This is a genomic window from Armatimonadota bacterium (assembly GCA_031459765.1).
Lineage (GTDB): Bacteria > Sysuimicrobiota > Sysuimicrobiia > Sysuimicrobiales > Kaftiobacteriaceae > Kaftiobacterium > Kaftiobacterium secundum.
In genome coordinates, this window is sequence record JAVKHY010000012.1 from 41,249 (window position 1) to 59,678 (window position 18,430).

At 71.5% G+C, this 18,430-nt stretch carries 18 protein-coding genes; 11 read left to right on the forward strand and 7 right to left on the reverse strand.

The window, feature by feature from the left end; translation table 11 throughout:
* Positions 1–50: 50 nt before the first annotated feature.
* Genes QN141_11925 through QN141_11935 form a run of 3 tightly spaced genes read right to left on the reverse strand, consistent with a single transcriptional unit; the run spans position 51 to position 2,738 of the window.
* Positions 51–857, reverse strand: coding sequence for an MBL fold metallo-hydrolase (locus tag QN141_11925; protein ID MDR7559184.1), 807 nt, complete (start codon positions 855–857; stop codon positions 51–53).
* 60 nt (positions 858–917) lie between these two features.
* Complete coding sequence (locus QN141_11930; protein MDR7559185.1) at positions 918–1,670, reverse strand: MBL fold metallo-hydrolase; 753 nt, start codon at positions 1,668–1,670, stop codon at positions 918–920.
* 36 nt (positions 1,671–1,706) lie between these two features.
* On the reverse strand, positions 1,707–2,738 hold the full coding sequence (locus QN141_11935; GenBank protein MDR7559186.1) for a 4-hydroxythreonine-4-phosphate dehydrogenase PdxA: 1,032 nt from the start codon (positions 2,736–2,738) through the stop codon (positions 1,707–1,709).
* A 114-nt stretch (positions 2,739–2,852) separates the two neighbouring features.
* Here QN141_11935 and QN141_11940 point away from each other — a divergent pair, with 114 nt between their 5' ends.
* From QN141_11940 to QN141_11985, 10 genes are all read left to right on the forward strand, one after another.
* A complete protein-coding gene (locus QN141_11940; protein ID MDR7559187.1) occupies positions 2,853–4,235 on the forward strand; it encodes an MmgE/PrpD family protein in 1,383 nt (460 codons plus the stop codon).
* The gene (locus tag QN141_11945) at positions 4,232–5,293 is read left to right on the forward strand and encodes a tartrate dehydrogenase (protein MDR7559188.1); all 1,062 of its coding nucleotides are present in this window, start codon (positions 4,232–4,234) and stop codon (positions 5,291–5,293) included. Before QN141_11940 ends, QN141_11945 begins: the two co-directional genes overlap by 4 nt.
* Positions 5,290–5,976 (forward strand): GntR family transcriptional regulator, encoded by a 687-nt coding sequence (locus tag QN141_11950; GenBank protein ID MDR7559189.1) that lies wholly within the window; start codon positions 5,290–5,292, stop codon positions 5,974–5,976. The genes QN141_11945 and QN141_11950 overlap by 4 nt, the downstream gene beginning before the upstream one ends.
* Before the next feature lie 16 nt (positions 5,977–5,992).
* Positions 5,993–6,976, forward strand: a complete 984-nt coding sequence (locus tag QN141_11955; GenBank protein ID MDR7559190.1) for an aminopeptidase — start codon at positions 5,993–5,995, stop codon at positions 6,974–6,976.
* A gap of 27 nt (positions 6,977–7,003) precedes the next feature.
* A complete protein-coding gene (locus QN141_11960) occupies positions 7,004–7,963 on the forward strand; it encodes a tripartite tricarboxylate transporter substrate binding protein (protein MDR7559191.1) in 960 nt (319 codons plus the stop codon).
* Positions 7,964–7,972: 9 nt separating this feature from the next.
* Entirely contained in the window at positions 7,973–8,419 is a 447-nt protein-coding gene (locus QN141_11965) for a tripartite tricarboxylate transporter TctB family protein (GenBank protein ID MDR7559192.1), read from the forward strand.
* Between the two features lie 33 nt (positions 8,420–8,452).
* Positions 8,453–9,964, forward strand: coding sequence for a tripartite tricarboxylate transporter permease (locus QN141_11970; protein ID MDR7559193.1), 1,512 nt, complete (start codon positions 8,453–8,455; stop codon positions 9,962–9,964).
* A complete protein-coding gene (locus tag QN141_11975; GenBank protein MDR7559194.1) occupies positions 9,964–10,743 on the forward strand; it encodes an SDR family oxidoreductase in 780 nt (259 codons plus the stop codon). The genes QN141_11970 and QN141_11975 overlap by 1 nt, the downstream gene beginning before the upstream one ends.
* On the forward strand, positions 10,743–12,191 hold the full coding sequence (locus tag QN141_11980) for an SLC13 family permease (protein ID MDR7559195.1): 1,449 nt from the start codon (positions 10,743–10,745) through the stop codon (positions 12,189–12,191). The genes QN141_11975 and QN141_11980 overlap by 1 nt, the downstream gene beginning before the upstream one ends.
* 88 nt (positions 12,192–12,279) lie before the next feature.
* Positions 12,280–12,738 (forward strand): DinB family protein, encoded by a 459-nt coding sequence (locus tag QN141_11985; protein MDR7559196.1) that lies wholly within the window; start codon positions 12,280–12,282, stop codon positions 12,736–12,738.
* A gap of 33 nt (positions 12,739–12,771) precedes the next feature.
* Here QN141_11985 and QN141_11990 read toward each other — a convergent pair whose 3' ends face one another.
* From QN141_11990 to QN141_12000, 3 genes are read right to left on the reverse strand one after another with little or no spacing between them, the layout of a single operon-like run.
* On the reverse strand, positions 12,772–14,031 hold the full coding sequence (locus tag QN141_11990; GenBank protein ID MDR7559197.1) for a putative glycoside hydrolase: 1,260 nt from the start codon (positions 14,029–14,031) through the stop codon (positions 12,772–12,774).
* 12 nt (positions 14,032–14,043) lie between these two features.
* On the reverse strand, positions 14,044–15,174 hold the full coding sequence (locus tag QN141_11995) for a carboxypeptidase regulatory-like domain-containing protein (GenBank protein ID MDR7559198.1): 1,131 nt from the start codon (positions 15,172–15,174) through the stop codon (positions 14,044–14,046).
* Entirely contained in the window at positions 15,171–15,707 is a 537-nt protein-coding gene (locus QN141_12000) for a DcrB-related protein (protein MDR7559199.1), read from the reverse strand. The genes QN141_11995 and QN141_12000 overlap by 4 nt, the downstream gene beginning before the upstream one ends.
* A gap of 101 nt (positions 15,708–15,808) precedes the next feature.
* On the opposite strand from QN141_12000, the gene QN141_12005 reads away from it, so the two are divergent.
* Positions 15,809–17,392, forward strand: coding sequence for an HD domain-containing phosphohydrolase (locus tag QN141_12005; protein MDR7559200.1), 1,584 nt, complete (start codon positions 15,809–15,811; stop codon positions 17,390–17,392).
* A 28-nt stretch (positions 17,393–17,420) separates the two neighbouring features.
* Here the strand turns inward: QN141_12005 and pdxA are convergent, their stop codons facing one another.
* A complete protein-coding gene (pdxA, locus tag QN141_12010) occupies positions 17,421–18,404 on the reverse strand; it encodes a 4-hydroxythreonine-4-phosphate dehydrogenase PdxA (GenBank protein MDR7559201.1) in 984 nt (327 codons plus the stop codon).
* Positions 18,405–18,430: the final 26 nt, after the last annotated feature.

Here is an 18,430-nt window from a genome sequence, read left to right on the forward strand (position 1 = left end):
ACCGCCCGTTGCGGCTGTTCGCCCCGCGCGCCTTCCCTCTGGACTCCCCGCTATGACGCGGGCGGTTCGTCCCGCAGCAGGGCGTCGATCAGGTTCTGCTTGGAAAAGTGGCCGGAGGTCGCGAGCGGCCACCAGGTCTCCTCGCCCAGCAACTCCTGCCGGATCCGGGTCGGCTTCATCCCCCGGGCCGCCCGCGCCCGCGCCTCGTCGCGCAGGCGCTCCATGAAGTCGAGTTTCCGCTGCAGAGCCGCGCGTCCGTCCTCGACCACCTTTCCGCCGGCGCAGAACAGCGTCGTCACCGGCAGCGCCAGCACCCGGCGCAGCGAGGCGATGGTCTGGTGCGGGTTCTCGTCGAGGCGCATCACCTTCACGTAGGGACTGAGGAAGAGGTCGCCGGCGAACAGCCATCCGGTCCGTTCGTCAAAGAGACTGATGTGGTCGGCGCTGTGCCCGGGCGTGTGAACTACGCGGAAGTAATGATGCTTCGTGCGGACCTCCTCCCCCAGCGGCGCCGCGGTGGAGGGGGGCTGCCGTCCCCACACCAGCCGCTGGTACGGCCGCTGGTCCGGGGGGCGGGCGAGGAGGTCGAGGGCACGGGGATGGGCCAGCGGCGTGAGGCCCCGGGCCTGCAGCACGGGGTTGGCGCCGGCGTGGTCTTCGTGGGCGTGGGTCAGCACAACCTGCCGGACCTCCAGGTCGGCAAGGACGCGGGTCAGTTCTCCCGCGGTGGCCGGCGGCCCGTCGTCCACCAGCAACCCGTCCAGGAAGTAGGCGCAGGCGGTGTACAGCGGACGGCCCAGGACGGTGCGGGCCATGGCCAGCTGGGTCACCTCGCCGAACCGGCGGAGGCGAATCATCCCGTCGTCTCCTCCGACGCCACCTTCCGCGAGGGCTCCTTCGGGTTTCGTGCCCCTGCTCTACTGGTAGGCCATGACCAGAATCGTCCGTTCGCGCGGGAGCGTCGCCGACGTCAACGTCACCGTGTGGCCGACGCGCTGCACGTTGGGTTTGCCGGCCAGGAACGGCTGCTCATCCGAGCCCGGCCACTGCGGCCGCGCCGCGGTCTTGTAGTGCATCGGGATGACCACGCGTGGGTTGAGCTGATCCGTGATCCGCGTCGCCTCCGCCGCGCCGATGGTGAAGGGCGCGCCGCCCACGGGGATGAGCAGGACGTCGATGCGGCCCAGGGCGCGGAGCTGCCCCTCGGTGAGCTGGGCCTGGCCGAGATCTCCCAGGTGGGCAATCCGGAGGCCGGCGACCTCGAGGACGAAGATGGTGTTGAATCCGCGGCCGGTGGTCCCGCCCGCGTCGTCGTGGAAGGCGGGCACGCTGTAGATCAGAACGTCGCCGGCGCGCTCGCGGATGGTATTCCACCCCGGGGGGTTCGTGGTCAGCCCGCGGAACACCCTCGCCTTCCCCCCGATGAGACCGGCGTTGTTGTGGTCGCCGTGTTCGTGCGTGATCAGGACGGCGTCGGCCTCCACGCCGGAGGGCATGGGAAGGCCGATGGTTCCGAAGGGATCGATGGCGACGCGGGTCCCGCCGCCGGTGGTGAGCAGGAAGAAGGACTGCCCATAGTAGCGCAGGGTGACCGCATCCGCGGCGGCGGCACCGGCGCCGGCGCCCAGGGTGACGAGGGCCGCGGCCATCAACCAGGTCAGGCGCAGCATGTGGTCCACCTCCCGAGTCGGGGACACTTGTGTTTTTCAACCGCCCGAAGGGGCCGGTTTCTTCCGGCGTTCGTCGGCGCCGCGCGCCAGCAGCGAGGCGATCCGCAGCGCCCGGGCCATGGGGCGCGGGTCGGCGACCCCCCGACCGGCGATGTCAAAGGCGGTGCCGTGGGAGGGGGTGGTCAGCACAAAGGACAGTCCCACGCCGACGCTGACCCCCATCTCGAACCCGAGGAGTTTCGTCGCGATCTGGGCCTGATCGTGGTACATGGAAACGACGACGTCGAACCGGCCGGCGCGCGCCAGGCGGAAGACGTGGTCGGCGGGAATCGGCCCCATGGCGTTGATCCCCTCGGTGATCGCGGCCACGACCGCGGGCGTGATCGCGTGTTCCTCCTCATCGCCGATCAGGCCGCCCTCGCCGGCGTGGGGATTGAGCGCGGCCACGCCGATCCGCAGCTCTCGGCCCCCGGCCCGGGTGGCGACGCGGTGCGCCAGGCGGATGGCGCGCAGGACCCGCTCCCGGGTGATCTGCGGGGCGACCTCCCGCAGCGGGATGTGCGAGGTTGCGCGGGCCACCCACAGCAGCCGGCCCGAGTCGGGCGCCGCCGGGTGGGGGATGACGTTCATCTCGTCGTACTCCTCCACCCCCGCCAGGCGGGCCACGAATTCGTACTCGTCGCGCACGGCGTGGCCGGCGCGGATGAGCGCCTGCTTGTTCAGCGGCGCGAAGACCACAGCGTCCACTGCGCCCCGGAGGGCCAGCCGCACCGCGGTCTCCATCCATCGTCCGGCCGCCCGGCCCGCGGCGGGGCTCATCTCGCCGATCGTCCAGGTCCGGTCGTCGGCGGGGACGTCGAGGAAGGGCACCCCGTCTGCGGTCACCGGCTCCGGCGCCACCGCGGGGCGCGGCGGGAGCGGCAGGCGGGCCACGCCCCGGGCCTGCTCCCACACCCGGGCGTCTCCCACAAGGAGGAGGGCGTCTTCCGGCGGGTCGGCCAGGGCTTTCGCCAGGACCTCCGGCCCGATGCCGGTGGGATCCCCGATGACCGCGGCCAGTCTGACCATCGTCGCCCTCCTGCTGGACGCCTCATCAACCCCGGTGGAGGAGTCGCCGCGGGCAAGAAGTATATTGTATACCAATTCCCGCACTCCACGGCCCGGCCTGGCCGAGGTGCACGCATGGGTGTGACCGAACAACTGGCCCGCTTCGCCCTGGAGACGAGGCCCATCCCCGACGACGTTCGAGAGCTGGCCACCAACCACCTCGTGGACGGGATCGCCGTGATGCTGGCCGGAGCGGCGGAAGAGAGCGGCCGGCTGGTCCGCGCCCACCTGCGGGAGATCGCCGGAGCGGCGCAGGCCACGGTGCTGGGAAGCCGGCTGCGCGCCCCGCTGCAGCTGGCGGCGTGGGCCAACGGCACGGCCGGCCACGCCATGGACTACGACGACACGCAACTGGCCACCGACCCGCAGAGCGTCTACGGGCTGCTGACCCATCCCACCGTCCCGGTCCTCGCCGCCGCGCTGGCCGCCGCCGAGGGGGCCGGCGCCTCAGGCGCGGCGTTGCTCGACGCCTACATCGTCGGTGTCGAAGTGGCCTGCCGCATCGCCGATGCCGTCCACCCCCGCCACTACCGGGACGGCTTCCACTCCACGGCGACGATGGGCGGCTTCGGCGCCGCGGCGGCCGCGGCGCGGATTTTCGGCTGCGACCTGGATGCGACGCTGCGGGCCTTCGGGCTGGCGGCCAGCATGAGCGCGGGGCTGCGGGAGAACTTCGGCACGATGACCAAGCCCTTTCACGCCGGGCGGGCCGCGGAGAACGGGCTGTTTGCCGTGCTCCTGGCGCGGCGCGGCTGGACCGCGGCGAAGAACATCCTGGAGGCGCCGCGGGGGTTCTACAGCGCCGCCGCCGGCGGCTACGATCCGGCGAGGATCGAGGGCAAACTCGGCGCGCCCTACTTCTTCATCCACCCCGGGATCTCCATCAAGCCCTATCCCTCCGGGTCCCTGTCCCATCCGGCGCAGGATGTGTTGCTGGACCTGGTCCGGGAGCACGACATCAGGCCCGAGCAGGTGGAGCGGATCGACGTGGGCGTGAACTCCCACGTGCCCAACGCCCTGATCCACACCCGGCCGACCACGGCGCTGGAGGGGAAGTTCAGCTTGCAGTTCCAGATGGCCATCGGCGTCCTGGAGCGGCGCGCCGGCATCGCCCAGTTCGTGGACGCCAAGGTCCAGGACCCGCGGACGCGGGCGCTGATGGAGCGCGTGCACGTCTATGTGGATCCGGAGATCGAGGCCCTGGGCTACAACGAGATGCGCATGAAGGTGCGGATCACGCTGCGCGACGGGCGCACGCTGGCCGGCTACGCCGACAAGGCGAAGGGGCACCCGCGCAAGCCGATGACCCGCGACGACCTGCGGGAGAAGTTCCTGGACTGCGCCACGCTGGTCATGCCGACGGAGACGGCGGAGTCCGCCCTGGTCCACCTCTGGGCGATCCGGGAGATCGAGCGGGTCGCCGACCTGATGCCGATGCTCACGGGGACCGCGCCGTGAGGCGCTACCGCCTCGCCGTCATCCCCGGGGACGGGATCGGCCGGGAGGTCATTCCGGAAGGGCTGAAGGTGCTGCACGCGGCGGGACGGCGGTTCGGCTTCACGATGGAAGCCGAGGAGTTCCCCTGGGGGTGCGAGTACTACCTGCGGCACGGCGTGATGATGCCCACCGACGGCCTGGTCCGGCTGCGCGACCACGATGCGATCTACCTCGGGGCGATCGGGGATCCCCGGGTCCCCGATCACGTCTCGCTGTGGGGCCTGCTGCTCCGCATCCGCAAAGCCTTCGACCAGTACGCCAACGTCCGGCCGATCCGCCTGCTGGAGGGCATTCCCTCGCCGCTGGCCGGGCGCGCGCCCTCCGACGTGGACATCCTGTTCGTACGGGAGAACACCGAGGGCGAGTACGCCGGCGTGGGCGGGCGGGTGCACCAGGGGACGCCCGACGAGGTGGCGCTGCAGACGAGCGTCTTCACCCGGCGCGGCACGGAGCGGATCCTGCGCTACGCCTTCGAGCTGGCCCGGAGCCGACGCCGCCGGCTGGCCCACATCACGAAGTCGAACGCCCTGCAGTACACCGCGGTGCTGTGGGACGAGGTGGCCGAGGTCGTGGCCCGCGACTACCCCGACGTCCAGGTCTGGAAGCTGCACGTGGACGCCGCCGCCTACCAGATGGTCCTGCACCCGGAGCGGTTCGACGTCATGGTCGGCTCCAATCTCTTCGCCGACATCCTCACCGACCTCGGCGCGGCGTTGCAGGGGAGCCTGGGGCTGGCGGCCAGCGCCAACCTGGACCCGACGCGTCGCCACCCCTCGATGTTCGAGCCGGTCCACGGGTCGGCGCCGGACATCGCCGGGAAGAACATCGCCAACCCCATGGCGGCGATCTGGACGGCGTCGCTGATGCTGGAGCACCTGGGCGAGGGCGAGGCCGCGGGCGCGGTCTTCGAGGCCCTGCGGCGGGTCGTGCGCCAGGGCGAGTTCCGCACCCCGGACCTGGGCGGACGGCACACGACCCAGGCGGTCGGAAACGCCGTAGTGGAGGCCCTGGGCGCATGACCGACCTGCTCTTGACCGAGAACCTGCCGGCCCGCGAACTGGTCTTCCGCAAGCTGCGCGAGGCGATCCTCAGCGGCCGGTTCCAGCCCGGGCAGCGCCTGCGCGAGCGGGAACTCGTGGGCCGGATGGGGGTCAGCCGCACCCCGATCCGCGAGGCGCTGCGCAAGCTGGAACTGGAGGGGCTGGTCACCACCGTCCCCTACCGGGGGCCCGTCGTGACCCGGCCGACCCTGGACAGCGCCCGGGAACTCTACGAGACGCGCGCCGCGCTGGAGGGCCAGGCCACGGCCCTCTTCACCCTGCGCGCCGACGAGGAGGCCGTAGAGCGCCTGCGGAGGTGCATCAGGGACGCGGAACGCGCCCTGCAGCGGCGGCGTCCCGAGGGAATCCTGGCCGCCAACAACGCCTTCCACGACACGATTGCCGCCGGCTGCGGGAACGGGCTGCTGCAGGGGCTGATCGCCAACCTGCGCGACCGCATCGTCCTGCTCCGGGTGGAGTCGCTGTCCTATCCGGGCCGGCGCTCCCGCTCCATCAGCGAGCACAAAGCCATCGTCCGGATGATCGAGCGCCGGGACGCGCCGGGTGCCCGGGCGCTGGTGGAGGAGCACATCATGCACGCCTGGCGGGCGGCCCGGGCGCAGCTCCTCCTGCAGGGGCGCAGCCGCGGGAGGAACGGATGAACGGGGGAGGGCGGCGGTGAACCTGGCCGCGATGGCCCCGACGGCGCGGCGGATGATGGAACAGGTGCTGGCCGTCCGCCCCGGAGAGCGCCTGGTGATCGTCACCGACTTCGAACGGCCGCGCTCCATCACCGAGCTGCTCACGGCCACGGCGACCCTGTACGGGCTGCAGACGGTGGTGGTGGCCATGCCGGCCCGCGAGATGGGCGGGGAGGAGCCGCCGCCGGCCGTGGCCGCGGCGATGCGCGAGGCCGACTGCATCATCGTCCAGACCTCCCACTCCATGACCCACACCAACGCCGAACGCGAGGCGCTGCGGGCGGGGGCCCGGGTCTGCAACATCCGCGAGGTGGACGAGGAGATGATGGTGCGCGGCGGGATGACCGCGGACTACGAGGAGGTGGACCGCATCACCCGCCGGGGCGTCACCCTGCTGGGCGCGGCGACGCGGGCCCGCCTCACCACGCCGGAGGGGACCGATCTCACGCTGGACCTCACCGGCCGCCCGGCCTTCGCCCTCTCCGGGTTCGCCCGCGAGCCGGGACAGTTCTCCGGCCTGCCGGACGGCGAGGCGGCCATCGCGCCCGTGGAGGGGCGCACCGAGGGCGTACTGGTCAACCCGTACCTGATCGAAAAGATCGGCCAGGTGACCGAGCCGTTCCGGCTGGAGGTCCGCGCCGGCGAGATTGTCCGGGTGGAGGGCGGAGCGCAGGCCCAGGCGCTGGCGGCCATCCTGGCGCGCAAGGATCCGGGCGCGCGCAACTTCGCCGCGGAACTGGCCCTGGGGACCAATCCAGCCTGCCGCCTGATCCCCAAGTCGCGGGAGATCAAGAAGCGCCTGGGGCAGGCCCACGTGGCGCTGGGCGACAACCTCAGCCTGGCCGGGGTGGTGGAGAGCGCGGTGCATCTGGACATCATCCTGCTGCGTCCCACGCTGATGCTGGACGACCGCCTCGTGCTCGACAACGGAGATCCGCTGTTCGCGAGGGAGGCACCGTAGACCGCCCACAGTGAAGGGGGGAGCGTCATGAGGGGACAGGCACGGATCGCGGGGCTCATCCTGTTGATGGTTCTGGCGGCGGGGACCGTCGCCGTCGGCCAGGGGTCCTATCCGACCAAACCGATCACGCTGGTCACCCACAGCAGCCCCGGAGCGGGAGGAGACATCTTCCTCCGCAACCTGGCCAAGTACCTGGAGGGCATTGTCCCCGTGCCGATCGTCGTCGAGAACCGCAGCGGCGGCTCGTCGGCCCGGGCGGTGACCTACGTCGCCACCAGTCCGAAGGACGGCTACGTCCTCTACGGCAGCACGCCGACCTTCCTGCAGACACCCATCCTGACCAAGACCCCCCACACCTTCCTCGACCTGCAGCCCGTGGCCAACGTGTTCTTTGACCCGATGATCCTTTACGTCAAAACCGACTCGCCGTGGAAGACGTTGACCGACATCGTGAACGCGGCGAAGCAGCGGCCCGGCACCGTCCGCTTCGGCGCGGCCACGCCCGGGTCGGTGGAGCACATGATCGCCCACCAGCTCCAGAAGGTGGCCAAGGTCCAGGTCCAGCCGGTCACCTTCGAGGGCGGCGGCGACCTCCTGCTCGCCGTGCTGGGCGGTCACGTCGACCTGGGGGTGGGCGAGTACGCGGAGGTCGCCTCCCAGGTGCAGGCGGGTCAGGTGCGGGTGGTCAACTCCTTCACCGAGAACCGCCTGCCGGGCACGACGATCCCCACGGCGAAGGAACTCGGGGTGAACATCGTCGTGACCAAGTTCCGGGGCCTCCTCGGACCCAAGGGGATGGATCCGGCGGCGATCGCCTTCTGGGAAGATGCGATCAAGCGGGTCCTGGCCCGGCCGGCCTACCGGGCCTACTACACCTCCGTGTACCTGCTCCCGGCGTACATGGACCACGTCCAGTATAACCTCTACCTCCACCGGATGAACCAGGAGCTGCGGCGCTACATGAAGGAGATCGGCGTCATCCAGTAGGAGGCGGCGATGCGGCGGGCGGATCTGGCGATCGGAGTGGGGCTGCTCCTCTTCAGCCTCTTCTACGCGCAGCAGTCGTTCCTGATCCGCCGCGGCTTCGCCTCCGATCGCCTGGGCCCCGCGTTCTTCCCACGCCTGCTGGCCCTGGCATTGGGGATCCTGGCCGTGCTCCTCATCGTGCGGGCGCTGGCGGGACGCTCCGATCCGTCCCGCCCGCCCGCCATCCGCATCGGGGTCTTCGCCGGCGTCCTGGCCCTGGTGGTCGTCTACGCCCTCCTGATGCCCCGGGCCGGGTTCCTGATCGCCACCCCGCTGCTGCTCGGCTCCGTCATCCGGATCCTCGGCCTGCGGGACTGGACGACGCTGATCGGCACGGCCCTGGGGATCACGGCCGTGCTCTACCTGGTCTTCGGGCGGGCCCTGCACGTGCTGCTGCCGATGGGCCCGCTGCGCTAGCGCCGATGCGCGGGAAACCCTGAGGAGGTCGCCGTGCTGGAGCGGTTTGCCCTCGGCGCCCAGATCGCCTTCCAGCCGCTGTCGCTGCTGATGATGCTCCTGGGGGTGGCCTGGGGCATCCTCGGCGGGGCGATGCCCGGGATCTCCGGCTCCATCGCCATGGCGCTGCTGCTGCCGCTGACCTTCGGCATGGACCCCACCGTGGCCCTGATGATGCTGGCCGGCGTCTACATCGGGGCGATGTACGGCGGCTCCATCACGGCCATCCTGATCAGCACGCCGGGCACCCCCGGCGCCGCGGCCACGGTGATCGACGGCTACGTGCTGCACAAGAAGGGCCAGAGCGGCAAGGCCCTGGGCGTCTCGCTCATCACGGGGACCATCGGCGGCGTCATCAGCGTCTTCATCCTGGTGGCCCTGGCCGTGCCGCTGTCCAGGGTGGCGCTGGCCTTCGGCCCGCCCGAGTACTTCGCCCTGGGGGTGTTCGGCCTGGCCTTGATCAGCAGCTTCGTCGGCCGGGATCTGGTGAAGGGGACGATCTCCGCGGTGCTGGGGTTGATCGTGGCCACGGCGGGGACGGATCCCTTTTCCGGGACCCCCCGCTTCACCTTCGGCACGATCGACCTGCTGGGCGGCGTGCAGCTGGTCGCCGGGATGATCGGCCTCTTCGCGGTCTCCGAGATCTTCACGCGCGTCGCCGAGGGGATCGACTGGGAGCGGATCCGCGGCCGGTACACCACCGACCTGCCCACGCTGGCCGAGCTGTGGAAACTGCGCGTGGCCGCCTTCATCGGGATCGTGATGGGGACGATCGAAGGGTTGCTGCCGGGCGGCGGCGGCGCCATCGCCTCCTTCATCGCCTACAACGAGGCCCGCCGGTGGTCGAAGCACCCGGAGGAGTTCGGCCGGGGGTCGCTGGAGGGGGTCGCCGCGCCGGAGACCGCGAACAACGTCGTCACCGGCACGGCGATGATTCCGCTGTTGACCTTCGGCATCCCGGGGAGCAACTCGGCGGCGATCATGCTGGCGGCGATGATGCTCCACGGCGTGCAGCCCGGCCCGGCCCTCTTCGAGCGGACGCCCCAGGTCGTCTACGGACTGTTCGTGGGGATGCTCGTGGCCAACGTCATGATGCTCGTGCTGGGCTTTCTCGCCCTGCGGCCGTCCATCGCTCTGGTCAACGTCCGCCCGCCGCTGCTGTACGCCGGCATCCTCGGCTTGGTCCTGGTGGGAGCCTACTCCATCAACAACAGCATGTTCGAGGTCTGGGTGGTGCTGACCACCGGGGTGGTGGGGTTCGGCATGCGCCGCTTCGGCTTCAACATCCTGGCCATGGTGCTGGGGCTGGTCCTGGGCTTCATGGTTGAGGTGAACCTGCGGCGGTCGCTGCTGATCTCGTTGGGCAACCCCTGGGTGTTCTTCACCCGTCCGATCTCCGCCGCCCTGCTGGTTCTGGCGGTCATCACGCTGCTGTGGCCGATCGTGCGCCAGGCGCGGGAGGACCGCCGCGCCCGCGCCGCCGCCGCGGCCTCCCCGTCCGCCTGATGGACCTGCAGTTGGAAGGCAAAGGCGTGCTGCTGGCGGGCGGCACCCGCGGGATCGGCCGCGCTGTGGCCGAGCTGCTGGGGGCGGAGGGCGCGCGAACCGCCCTGGTCGGCCGGGATACCGGGGCGCTCCGCGCCGCGGCGGAAGCGGTGCGGGCCCGGGGCGGCGCCGTGCGGGAGATTTGCGCCGATATCACCGATCAGCATCAGGCGCAGCGCATGGTGGACGAGGCGCGGGAGTTCCTGGGCGTCTTCGACGCCGTGATCAACGCGGTGGGCCGCAGCTTTCGGGGCGCCTTCCCGGAGGTGGGCGAGGAGACCTGGCGCGAAGCCTTCGAGCTCAACTTCTTCGCCGCCGTGCGCCTGGTGCGCCTGGTCGTCCCCCACATCCCGCAGGGGGGCCGCATCGTGCTGTTGGGCGCGGCCTCGGGGAAGCAGCCCCAGTTCCAACAGGCCGCCAGCAACGCGGCGAAGGCGGCCCTGCACAACCTCACCCGCAGCCTGGCCGAGGAGTTGAGCCCGCGCGGGATCGCCGTGAACTGCGTCGCCCCCGGCCGGATCCTCTCCCCGCGGCGGAGGGAGCGCCTGACCGGGGAGGCGCAGCGGCGCGGCGTTCCGGTGGAGCAGGCGTTGGCCGACGACGCGGCCGGCATCCCGCTGGGCCGCCACGGTACCCCCGAGGAGGTCGCCGCGGCGGTGGTTTTCCTCGCCTCCCCCCGCGCCTCGTACATCACCGGGCAGAGCCTCCTCGTGGACGGCGGGCTCGTGCGGTCGATCTGATGCCCGCGGTCTCGGAGGACCGGATTCCCCCGGACGAACTCGTTGCCGCACGGCCGTCGCTGGGCTGGATCCCCTGGGCGATCTTCATCCTGGCCTTCCTGGCCGCGGCGGCGGCGCCGCTGCCCGACGGCCTGTCCCGCTCCGGGGCCTTCGCCCTGGCCGGGCTGCTGGCGGCGGTGATCTTCTGGGCCAGCGGCGTCCAGGATCCGTCGCTGAGCGGGTTGCTCATCGTCACCCTGCTCACGCTGCTGGGCGTGATGCCCTTCGGGCGGGCGGTGGCGGGGTTCGGGACGGAGTTCATCTGGCTGCTGGTGGTGACCTTCATCCTGGCGCAGGCCATGGCCGAGACCGGGCTCGGCCGGCGGATCGCCCTGCTCCTCCTCCACCGCGCCGGCGGGCGGCCGGCGGCCGTGCTGCTGGCCCTGCTGGGCGCCGTCGCCGTGCTGTCCTTCATGGTCCCCACGGCGGCGGGGCGCATCTCCATGCTCCTGCCGGTGGTGCTCGGGATCATCGAGGCGGCGCGCATTCCGCCCTCGTCGCGGTTTGCCAAGGCCATGCTCATCGGCACCTCCCATCTCTCCATCATGGCCGGGATCGGTTTGATGACCGCGGCGGGCGCCACGGTCTATGCGGCGGGTCTCTTCAGCACACGCCTCGGCATGCAGTGGACCTATGTGGGCTGGCTCATTGCCTTCTTCCCGCCGGTCCTGGTCTTCACCGTCGCCGTGTGGCGGCTGCTGCTGTGGCTGTATCCCCCGGAGCGCGGCGAGCTCACGGCCGGGGCGGAGTACGTCGCCGACCAGCTCCGGCGGCTCGGGCCGCTGGCCGGACCCGAGCGCAAGATGCTGGCCGTCTTCGCCGCGATCTTCCTGCTCTGGGTCGTCGGCCCGCGGTGGGGGATCACCACCCCGCAGGCCGGGATGATCGGCGCGCTGCTCCTGCTGCTGCCCGGAGTCCAGGTGCTCTCCTGGGACCGGGCGATGGCCTCGGTGCGCTGGAACGTCATCGTGCTCTTCGGGGTCTCCCTGGCGCTGGCCGACGCGCTGGAGCGTTCCGGCGCGGGACGCTGGCTGACCGTCGCGGCGCTGAGCGTGGTGTCCCATCCCTCGCCGGCGGCGGTGGCCGTCGTCGTGGCGCCGCTCGTCCTGCTGATCCGCGTCGGCTTCGTGAACAACCTGGGGATGATCGCGGTCGGGCTGCCGCTGGCCTTCACCCTGGCCCGCGGCTGGGGGCTGGATCCGGTGTGGACGGGGATGGTCGTGGTGATGACGGCCGGTCCGGGCCTCCTCCTGCCCACGCAGACGCCCACCGGCATGATCACGGTGGGGTACGAATACTACACGATCCGCGACTACCTGCGGGCGGGCGTGCCCGCTTCGGTCATCCAGCTCCTGCTGACCTGGCTGGCCGCCTTCGTCTACTGGCCGCTGCTGGGCTACCGGCCCTGACCCCTGCCGCCGAGCCGCCGGGGCGGGCCCGGCAGGCGCGGATTCGCCGGGAAGCGAAGACTCTCTCACCTGTTTGCCGGAGGGGACGATGGATCCGCTGCTGACTCCGTATCTCGAACATCTCGACCAGCTGCACCAGGACATCTACGAGGCCGTGGAGCCGCTGTCCGACGAGGCGATCAACTGGCGGCACCCGCATCTGTCCAACAGCATCGGCGTCCTGCTGCGCCACATCGCCGGTTCGGAGCGGTACTGGATTGTGCAGACCGTCGGGGGGACGGCGGTGGCGCGCGACCGCGAGGCGGAGTTCGGGCGGGAGCGGCTGGCCAAGGCGCCTCTGGTGGCCGACCTCAGGCGCGCCCATCAGGAGGCGCGCGGGGTGCTGGAGGGCCTGAGCGCTTCCGACCTCTCGCGCCCCCTGCAGCTGTCTTTTCGGGGAAAGACGCGGACGGTGACGGCGCAGTGGGCGCTGCAACAGTCCCTGCAGCACACCGCCTACCACCTGGGGCAGATCCAGCTCTTCAAGAAGATGGCGGAGTCGCGGTAGCCGGCGGCGGATCGTCGCCGGGCCCCCCGCCGGCTATCTTCGGGCCGGCCGGCTTCCGTCAGCGGCAGCTTCGGTCCTCAGCGCTTCCTGATCGTAGGTGTTGAGCGGGCTCCACAGGTACCACCCCGACGATCCGCCCGCGTCGTAGACGGCCCGGATCTGGGCCCGCACCGCGGGGGGCGGATAGGGCGCTCCCAGGTCGAAGGCCTGCAGCCACGGCCGCAGGCGGGCCAGAACGGGCGCGGTTTCCCGGTCGGAGGCGTCTGCCGCCGTCTCGGCGGTCAACGCACTCACCAGATGCGCGAAGCGCCTGCGCCGTTCCTCGGCCGTCCTCATGGAGTAATGGACGACCTCGTAGGGGTGCGCCGCGGGATTCCGGAAGGTCAGGAATCCCCGCGCGTAGTGGGACGGATAGACCATCGGCGCGACGTAGTCGAAGTAGAGCAGGGCGTCCTCGAGGACCTGACCGATGCCGAGGTCGTGGTCGGTGACGGTGACCAGCCCGAACAGGTCCGCGGAGAGGACCGCGCCGGTGGGGCGGAGCGCGCCGGTCAGGACCTCGAAGAACCGCCGGATGGTGCGGCGGCGGCTGCCCGTCCAAGGGTCGAAGAACGGATAGCGCAGCCCCTCCAGGTCGCCGTCGGAGGGGAAGCGCAGGTAGTCGAAGTTGAGTTCGTCCGCGCCCGCGGCCGCCGCGGCCTTTCCCACCGCGGCCAGATACGCCCACACCTCGCCTGACGCCGGGTCCACCCACCCCAGCCCCTGGCGGTCGCGCCAGAGGCGCCCGGCCGCGTCGCGCACGGCCAGGTCCGGCCGCGCGGTCGCCAGATGATGGTCCTGGAAGGCGGCGATGCGGACCACAACGTAGATCGCCCGCTCGTGAAAGGTGCGCACGAGCGCGGCAAGGTCCAGGCGGGGGATCTCGGAACCCATGCGGGCCACCAGCGGGTCGCCGGTGCGGAAGACCACGTTGCCGGTGTAGTCCTTGACGTCGATGACCACGGCGTTGAGTTCGGTCCGCTCGATGAGATCGAGCGCTCGTGCCACCCGCGCCGGCGTTGCCGCGCTCCAGGAGGTCAGGTAGATGGCCTTGATCACCTCCGGACGCGCGGGACGGCGGGGTGCGGCGCTTCCCGTGTCGGAGACGGTCGCCCCGCCGGCGGCGGCCGGGGGGCGGTCCGGTGCCGCTTCAGGCCGCGGCGCCGTCAGGGCGTCCGCCAGGACCATCGCAGACGCGAGGAGGAGTGCCAGGAGGCCTCCGAACCGGGCGGTCAGGGCGCGCCGTGCGCTCATGGGAGGCGGCGACTACCACAACCGGAGACCGACTCCGCCGCCGCAGAGGAGCGGGACCCGCAGCAGGCATCCCGTTCCCCCGAACCAGCCGCGCACCATGGTCCCGATCTCGGGAAGGGCCGACAACGCCGGGGGGATGGGCACCACAGAGACCGGGCCCGGCGGGATCTGCGGGAACGCGGCAGGCGGCGCCGAAGGCCGCCGGGCGGCCAGACCGACCGCCGCGGCCGCCGTCGCAGCGGGGGTGGCTGCGGCCGGAGTCGGCTCTGCAGGATACCGCAGCGCCGACAGCGTGCTTCCCGGAGGGTTGGCGTAAAGGACGGCGGCCACCGCGGCCTCCTGGTTGCTGGGCGCGGCGGCGCCGTTCATCCGGGAGTACATCACGTCGGTCGTGTTGGGACTGTGGCCGGTAAAGCTCAGCGTGTGTCCCACCTCGTGGAGGGCCAGGCCGGGATCCGCGGCGTAGCCCGCGTGGAGTTCGATGAAGGCGCCCCGCACCGCGCCCTGAGCGGTCACGCGGGTGACGCCGGCGCATCCCGCAGCGGCGGCGATCCCGCAGGGCTCGCCGCTCACAAAGCTCACCCGGATCGCGGCATCGGGGCCGGATTCGACGAAGGCGACGGCCCGCTGCGTCAGCATGCTCCACCGGGTGAAGGCCTCCCGGACGGGGGCGTCGAACGCCGCGCGGTAGGCCCCGGAGCGATCGATGTAGTAGGTGACGGTGGGCGAATCCCACCGCCACGTCCCCCGGCTGTCCGTGGCGCCGGTGAGCTGCTGGAAGAGGGCGCTGCTGAAGTCCTCCATTGAGACCAGAGGGAGGTTGAGGGTGGCGACCCCGTCGGCGAAGGTGACCGGCCACTCCAGGGTCAGGAAGCCCGGCGCCTCGGCGCGCAGGGTGCCGTCGCCCCGGTACTCCGTGCCGATCAGGTAGCGGCCCCACGCATCCGTTGTGGAGCGCTCTCCCGTCTCGACCAGGGTCACGGTGGCGCCGGCCACGGCTTCGCCGCGGGACTTCGTGACGAGGCCGGTGATCCACGACAGGGCGCCGTCGAGGACGCCCGAGGCTCCGCCGGCGCATCCGGCCAGCAGCAGCGCCGCCAGGACCGTCAGCAGCGCCAGGAACCGGCGGGATCCCGCCGTCACGGCCGGAAGGAGGACACGATCCGCAGGAGGAGATCGGCCTCGCTCCGCAGCTGCGCGGAGCGGGCGGCGGTCGTGCCGGTGACGATGTAGGCGCGGCCCGAGGGCACCAGGTGCAGCTGCATCTGGTACACCTCCAGGCCGTCGTTGCGCTTCCAGGTGTAGTACCGCAGGATGGCGCGGTGGCCGGCGAGGATGAGGCGGTCGGTGCGCAGCCGGGTGTAGCTCCGGAAGAGCTGGCCCATCCGCGACTCGCTCAGGGCCTCGAAGCGGTCTACGGTCAGATCCGCGGCTGCGCGCTCGGTGGTGACGTTGACGCTGAGGCGGAGGCCGTCCACCCCGGCGGGGGCCGGACCCACCACCATGAAGGCGATGGGGCCGTCTTCGCTTGCCGCCTCCCAGCCGTCTGGATAACTCAGCGAAAAGCCGAAGGCGGGATGCCGGAAGGTCCGCCACGACGTCGGGGCCGCCGCGGCCGGAGAGACCAGCAGCGCTGCGACGAAGGCGGCCAGGGTTCGGATGAGCCATCCGCGCACGGGGACGATCCTCCGGTAGGAGGGTGCCGCGGCGCGGGGGTGTTTAGACCTGGGTGGCGTCTGCGGGGCCGGAGTGGTGTGGCATGCAACTTGATATGCAGATGCGGAGCGAGTCAACCATGTCCGCCGGCGTCTCCGCGGTTCAGACGGCTTCGGCCCGGGTGTTCCGGGCGATCCAGATCGTTCCCGCGGCCGCGCTGCTGCTGGCGCCGGTGATGGTCCTCGTCTACCTCCTGGCCAATCCGGCCCTCGACCGCATCATCGAGGCCGCGGTCGCCCACTTCTACATCGTCACCTTCGTCAGCCTGATCGGCTTCGCGATCTCCGCGGTGACGATTGTGGGAAGCAGCCGGCTGCGCGAGGCCCGCGCCTTCTTCCTGAACCTGGCCTTCCTGAGCATCTCCGGGATCTTCCTGATCCACGCCCTGACCACGCCCGGAGTGCTTATCGGCCCCAACCCCACCGTAGGGCTGGCGGCGCGGCTCAGCCTGCTGGTCGGGAGCATCGCCTTCACCCTCAGCACCGTTCGCTGGTCCGGGCGGATCAGCACCTGGCTCGCCGCGCGGTGGCGGGCGATCGCCGTCGCTCTTCTCCTCGGGTGGCTGTTGGCGGCGGGCTGGGCCCTGTTCCGTCCTGCGGCCCCGCCGATGCCGGCCGCCGGGGGCGAGGCGGCACCGGCCGGGGCCGGCCACGCCCACATCCCGTACGGAGGATACGGGGAAGACGGCCCCGCAGGAAGGGACGAAGGGCGGGCTTCCTCCGTCTCTCTGCGCGGGATGCTCCCCGACTCCTCGGCGATGATGGCGGTGGCCGCGATGGCCCTGTTCCTCTTCGCGGCATGGCGCTACCGCCGCGAGCATCAACTCTCGGCACATCCCGCCCAGGCGACGCTGGCCGCGGGCACCGTGCTGCTGGCCGAGGCGCAACTTGCCATGTGGATCGCGCCGTTGTGGCGCCTGTCCTGGTGGGGCTATCACGTGCTGATGCTGGCCGGATTCCTGGTGGCGCTGGCGGGGTTCGGCCTGAGCTACGCCCGCCGGCGGTCGCTGCCCGGCCTCGTGGAGACGCTGTTCCTTACCGACATCATCGATCGGATCGAGTCTTCCTATAGCGAGGCCCTCTTCGCCCTGGTCGCCGCCGTGGAGGCGCGCGACCGCTACACGAAGGGTCACTCCGCGCGGGTCTCGCAGATGGCCGTGCTCATCGGTGAGGAGATGGGTTTGAGCGGCGCCGAGCTGCGCTCGCTGGGTCGGGGCGGACTGGTGCACGACGTGGGCAAGCTGGCCGTTCCCGACGCCATCCTGTCGAAGCCGGGGCGTCTCAGTCCGGAGGAGTACGAGGTGGTCAAGCGGCACCCGGTCAACGGCTACGATGTGGTCAAGCGCATCGCCTCGCTGCGGGACGAGCTGCCCATCGTCCTCTACCATCACGAGTGGTACGACGGCCGCGGCTACCCCCAGGGGCTGGCCGGGGAGCGGATCCCGCTGGCGGCCCGGATTACCGCCGTGGCCGACGTCTACGACGCGCTGACCTCCGAACGTCCCTACCGCCCCCCGCTGACGGAGGAGGAGGCCCTGGCCCACCTGCGCCGGATGGCCGGCACGCAGTTCGATCCGGCGGTCGTGGAGGCATTCGCGCGCATGGAACCGCGGTGGCGCGAGCGCCGCCGACGGCAGGGCCTCTAGCCAGGGGCGGGGCTCCGGACGGAGCGGATCAGCCGGTGGCGCGGATGCGGCGCACGAGGTCGGCGGCGGCGATGATGGCGGCGCTCATGCTGTCGCAGCGGGCCAGGCCCTTCCCGGCGATGTCGAAGGCGGTGCCGTGGTCCACCGAGGTGCGGATGAAGGGCAGCCCCAGCGTGACGCTCACCGTTCCGTAGAAGTCCACCGTCTTCGCCGCGATGTGGCCCTGGTCGTGGAACAGCGAGAGCACCGCGTCGTAGCGTCCTTCCAGGGCCTGGGCGAAGACCGCGTCGGCAGGGATCGGACCGTGCACGTCCAGTCCCCGGGCCCGGGCATCCTGGACGGCGGGCGCGATCTCGTCCCGGTCCTCGCTCCCCAGCGCCCCTCCCTCCCCGGCGTGGGGGTTCAGGGCGGCGACGGCCAGTCGCGGGCGGGCGAAGCCCAACCGCTTCAGTTCGGCGGCAATCCTCGGCAGGATGTGCGCGATCCGCTCCCGTGTGACCTGCGCGATGGCCTCGCGAAGCGACAGGTGCCTGGTCAGAAAGAAGATGCGCAGCCCCCGCACCTGGAACATCGTCAGCGGATCGGCCACACCCGTCAGGGCGCCGAGCAGCTCGGTGTGGCCGGGGTAGGGGTAGCCCGCCGCCCACAGCGCCTCCTTGTGTAGGGGCGCCGTGGCGACGGCGTCCACGGCGCCGCGGAGGGCCTCGCGGACGGCGCGCTCGACGTACTGGCCGGCCGCCCGGCCGGCCTCGGGCTGGACCGCTCCCCAGCGCAGCGTCGGAGGAACGTTGGCCAGGTCGATCAGCCGGAGGTCGTCGTCGAACTCCACCCGCACGCCGGCGGCCCGCATCGCCCGCTCGAGGGTGCCGCCGTCGCCGATGACCACCACCGCGGCCGCGGCGCGGACCGCATCCTGCGCCAGGGCGCGCACCACGATCTCGGGGCCGATGCCGGCCGGATCGCCGAGGGTCACAGCCACGACCGGACGCATCGAGGGCAGGGGGGCGGACACAGAGAGATGGTTCCCGAGGGGCCCTG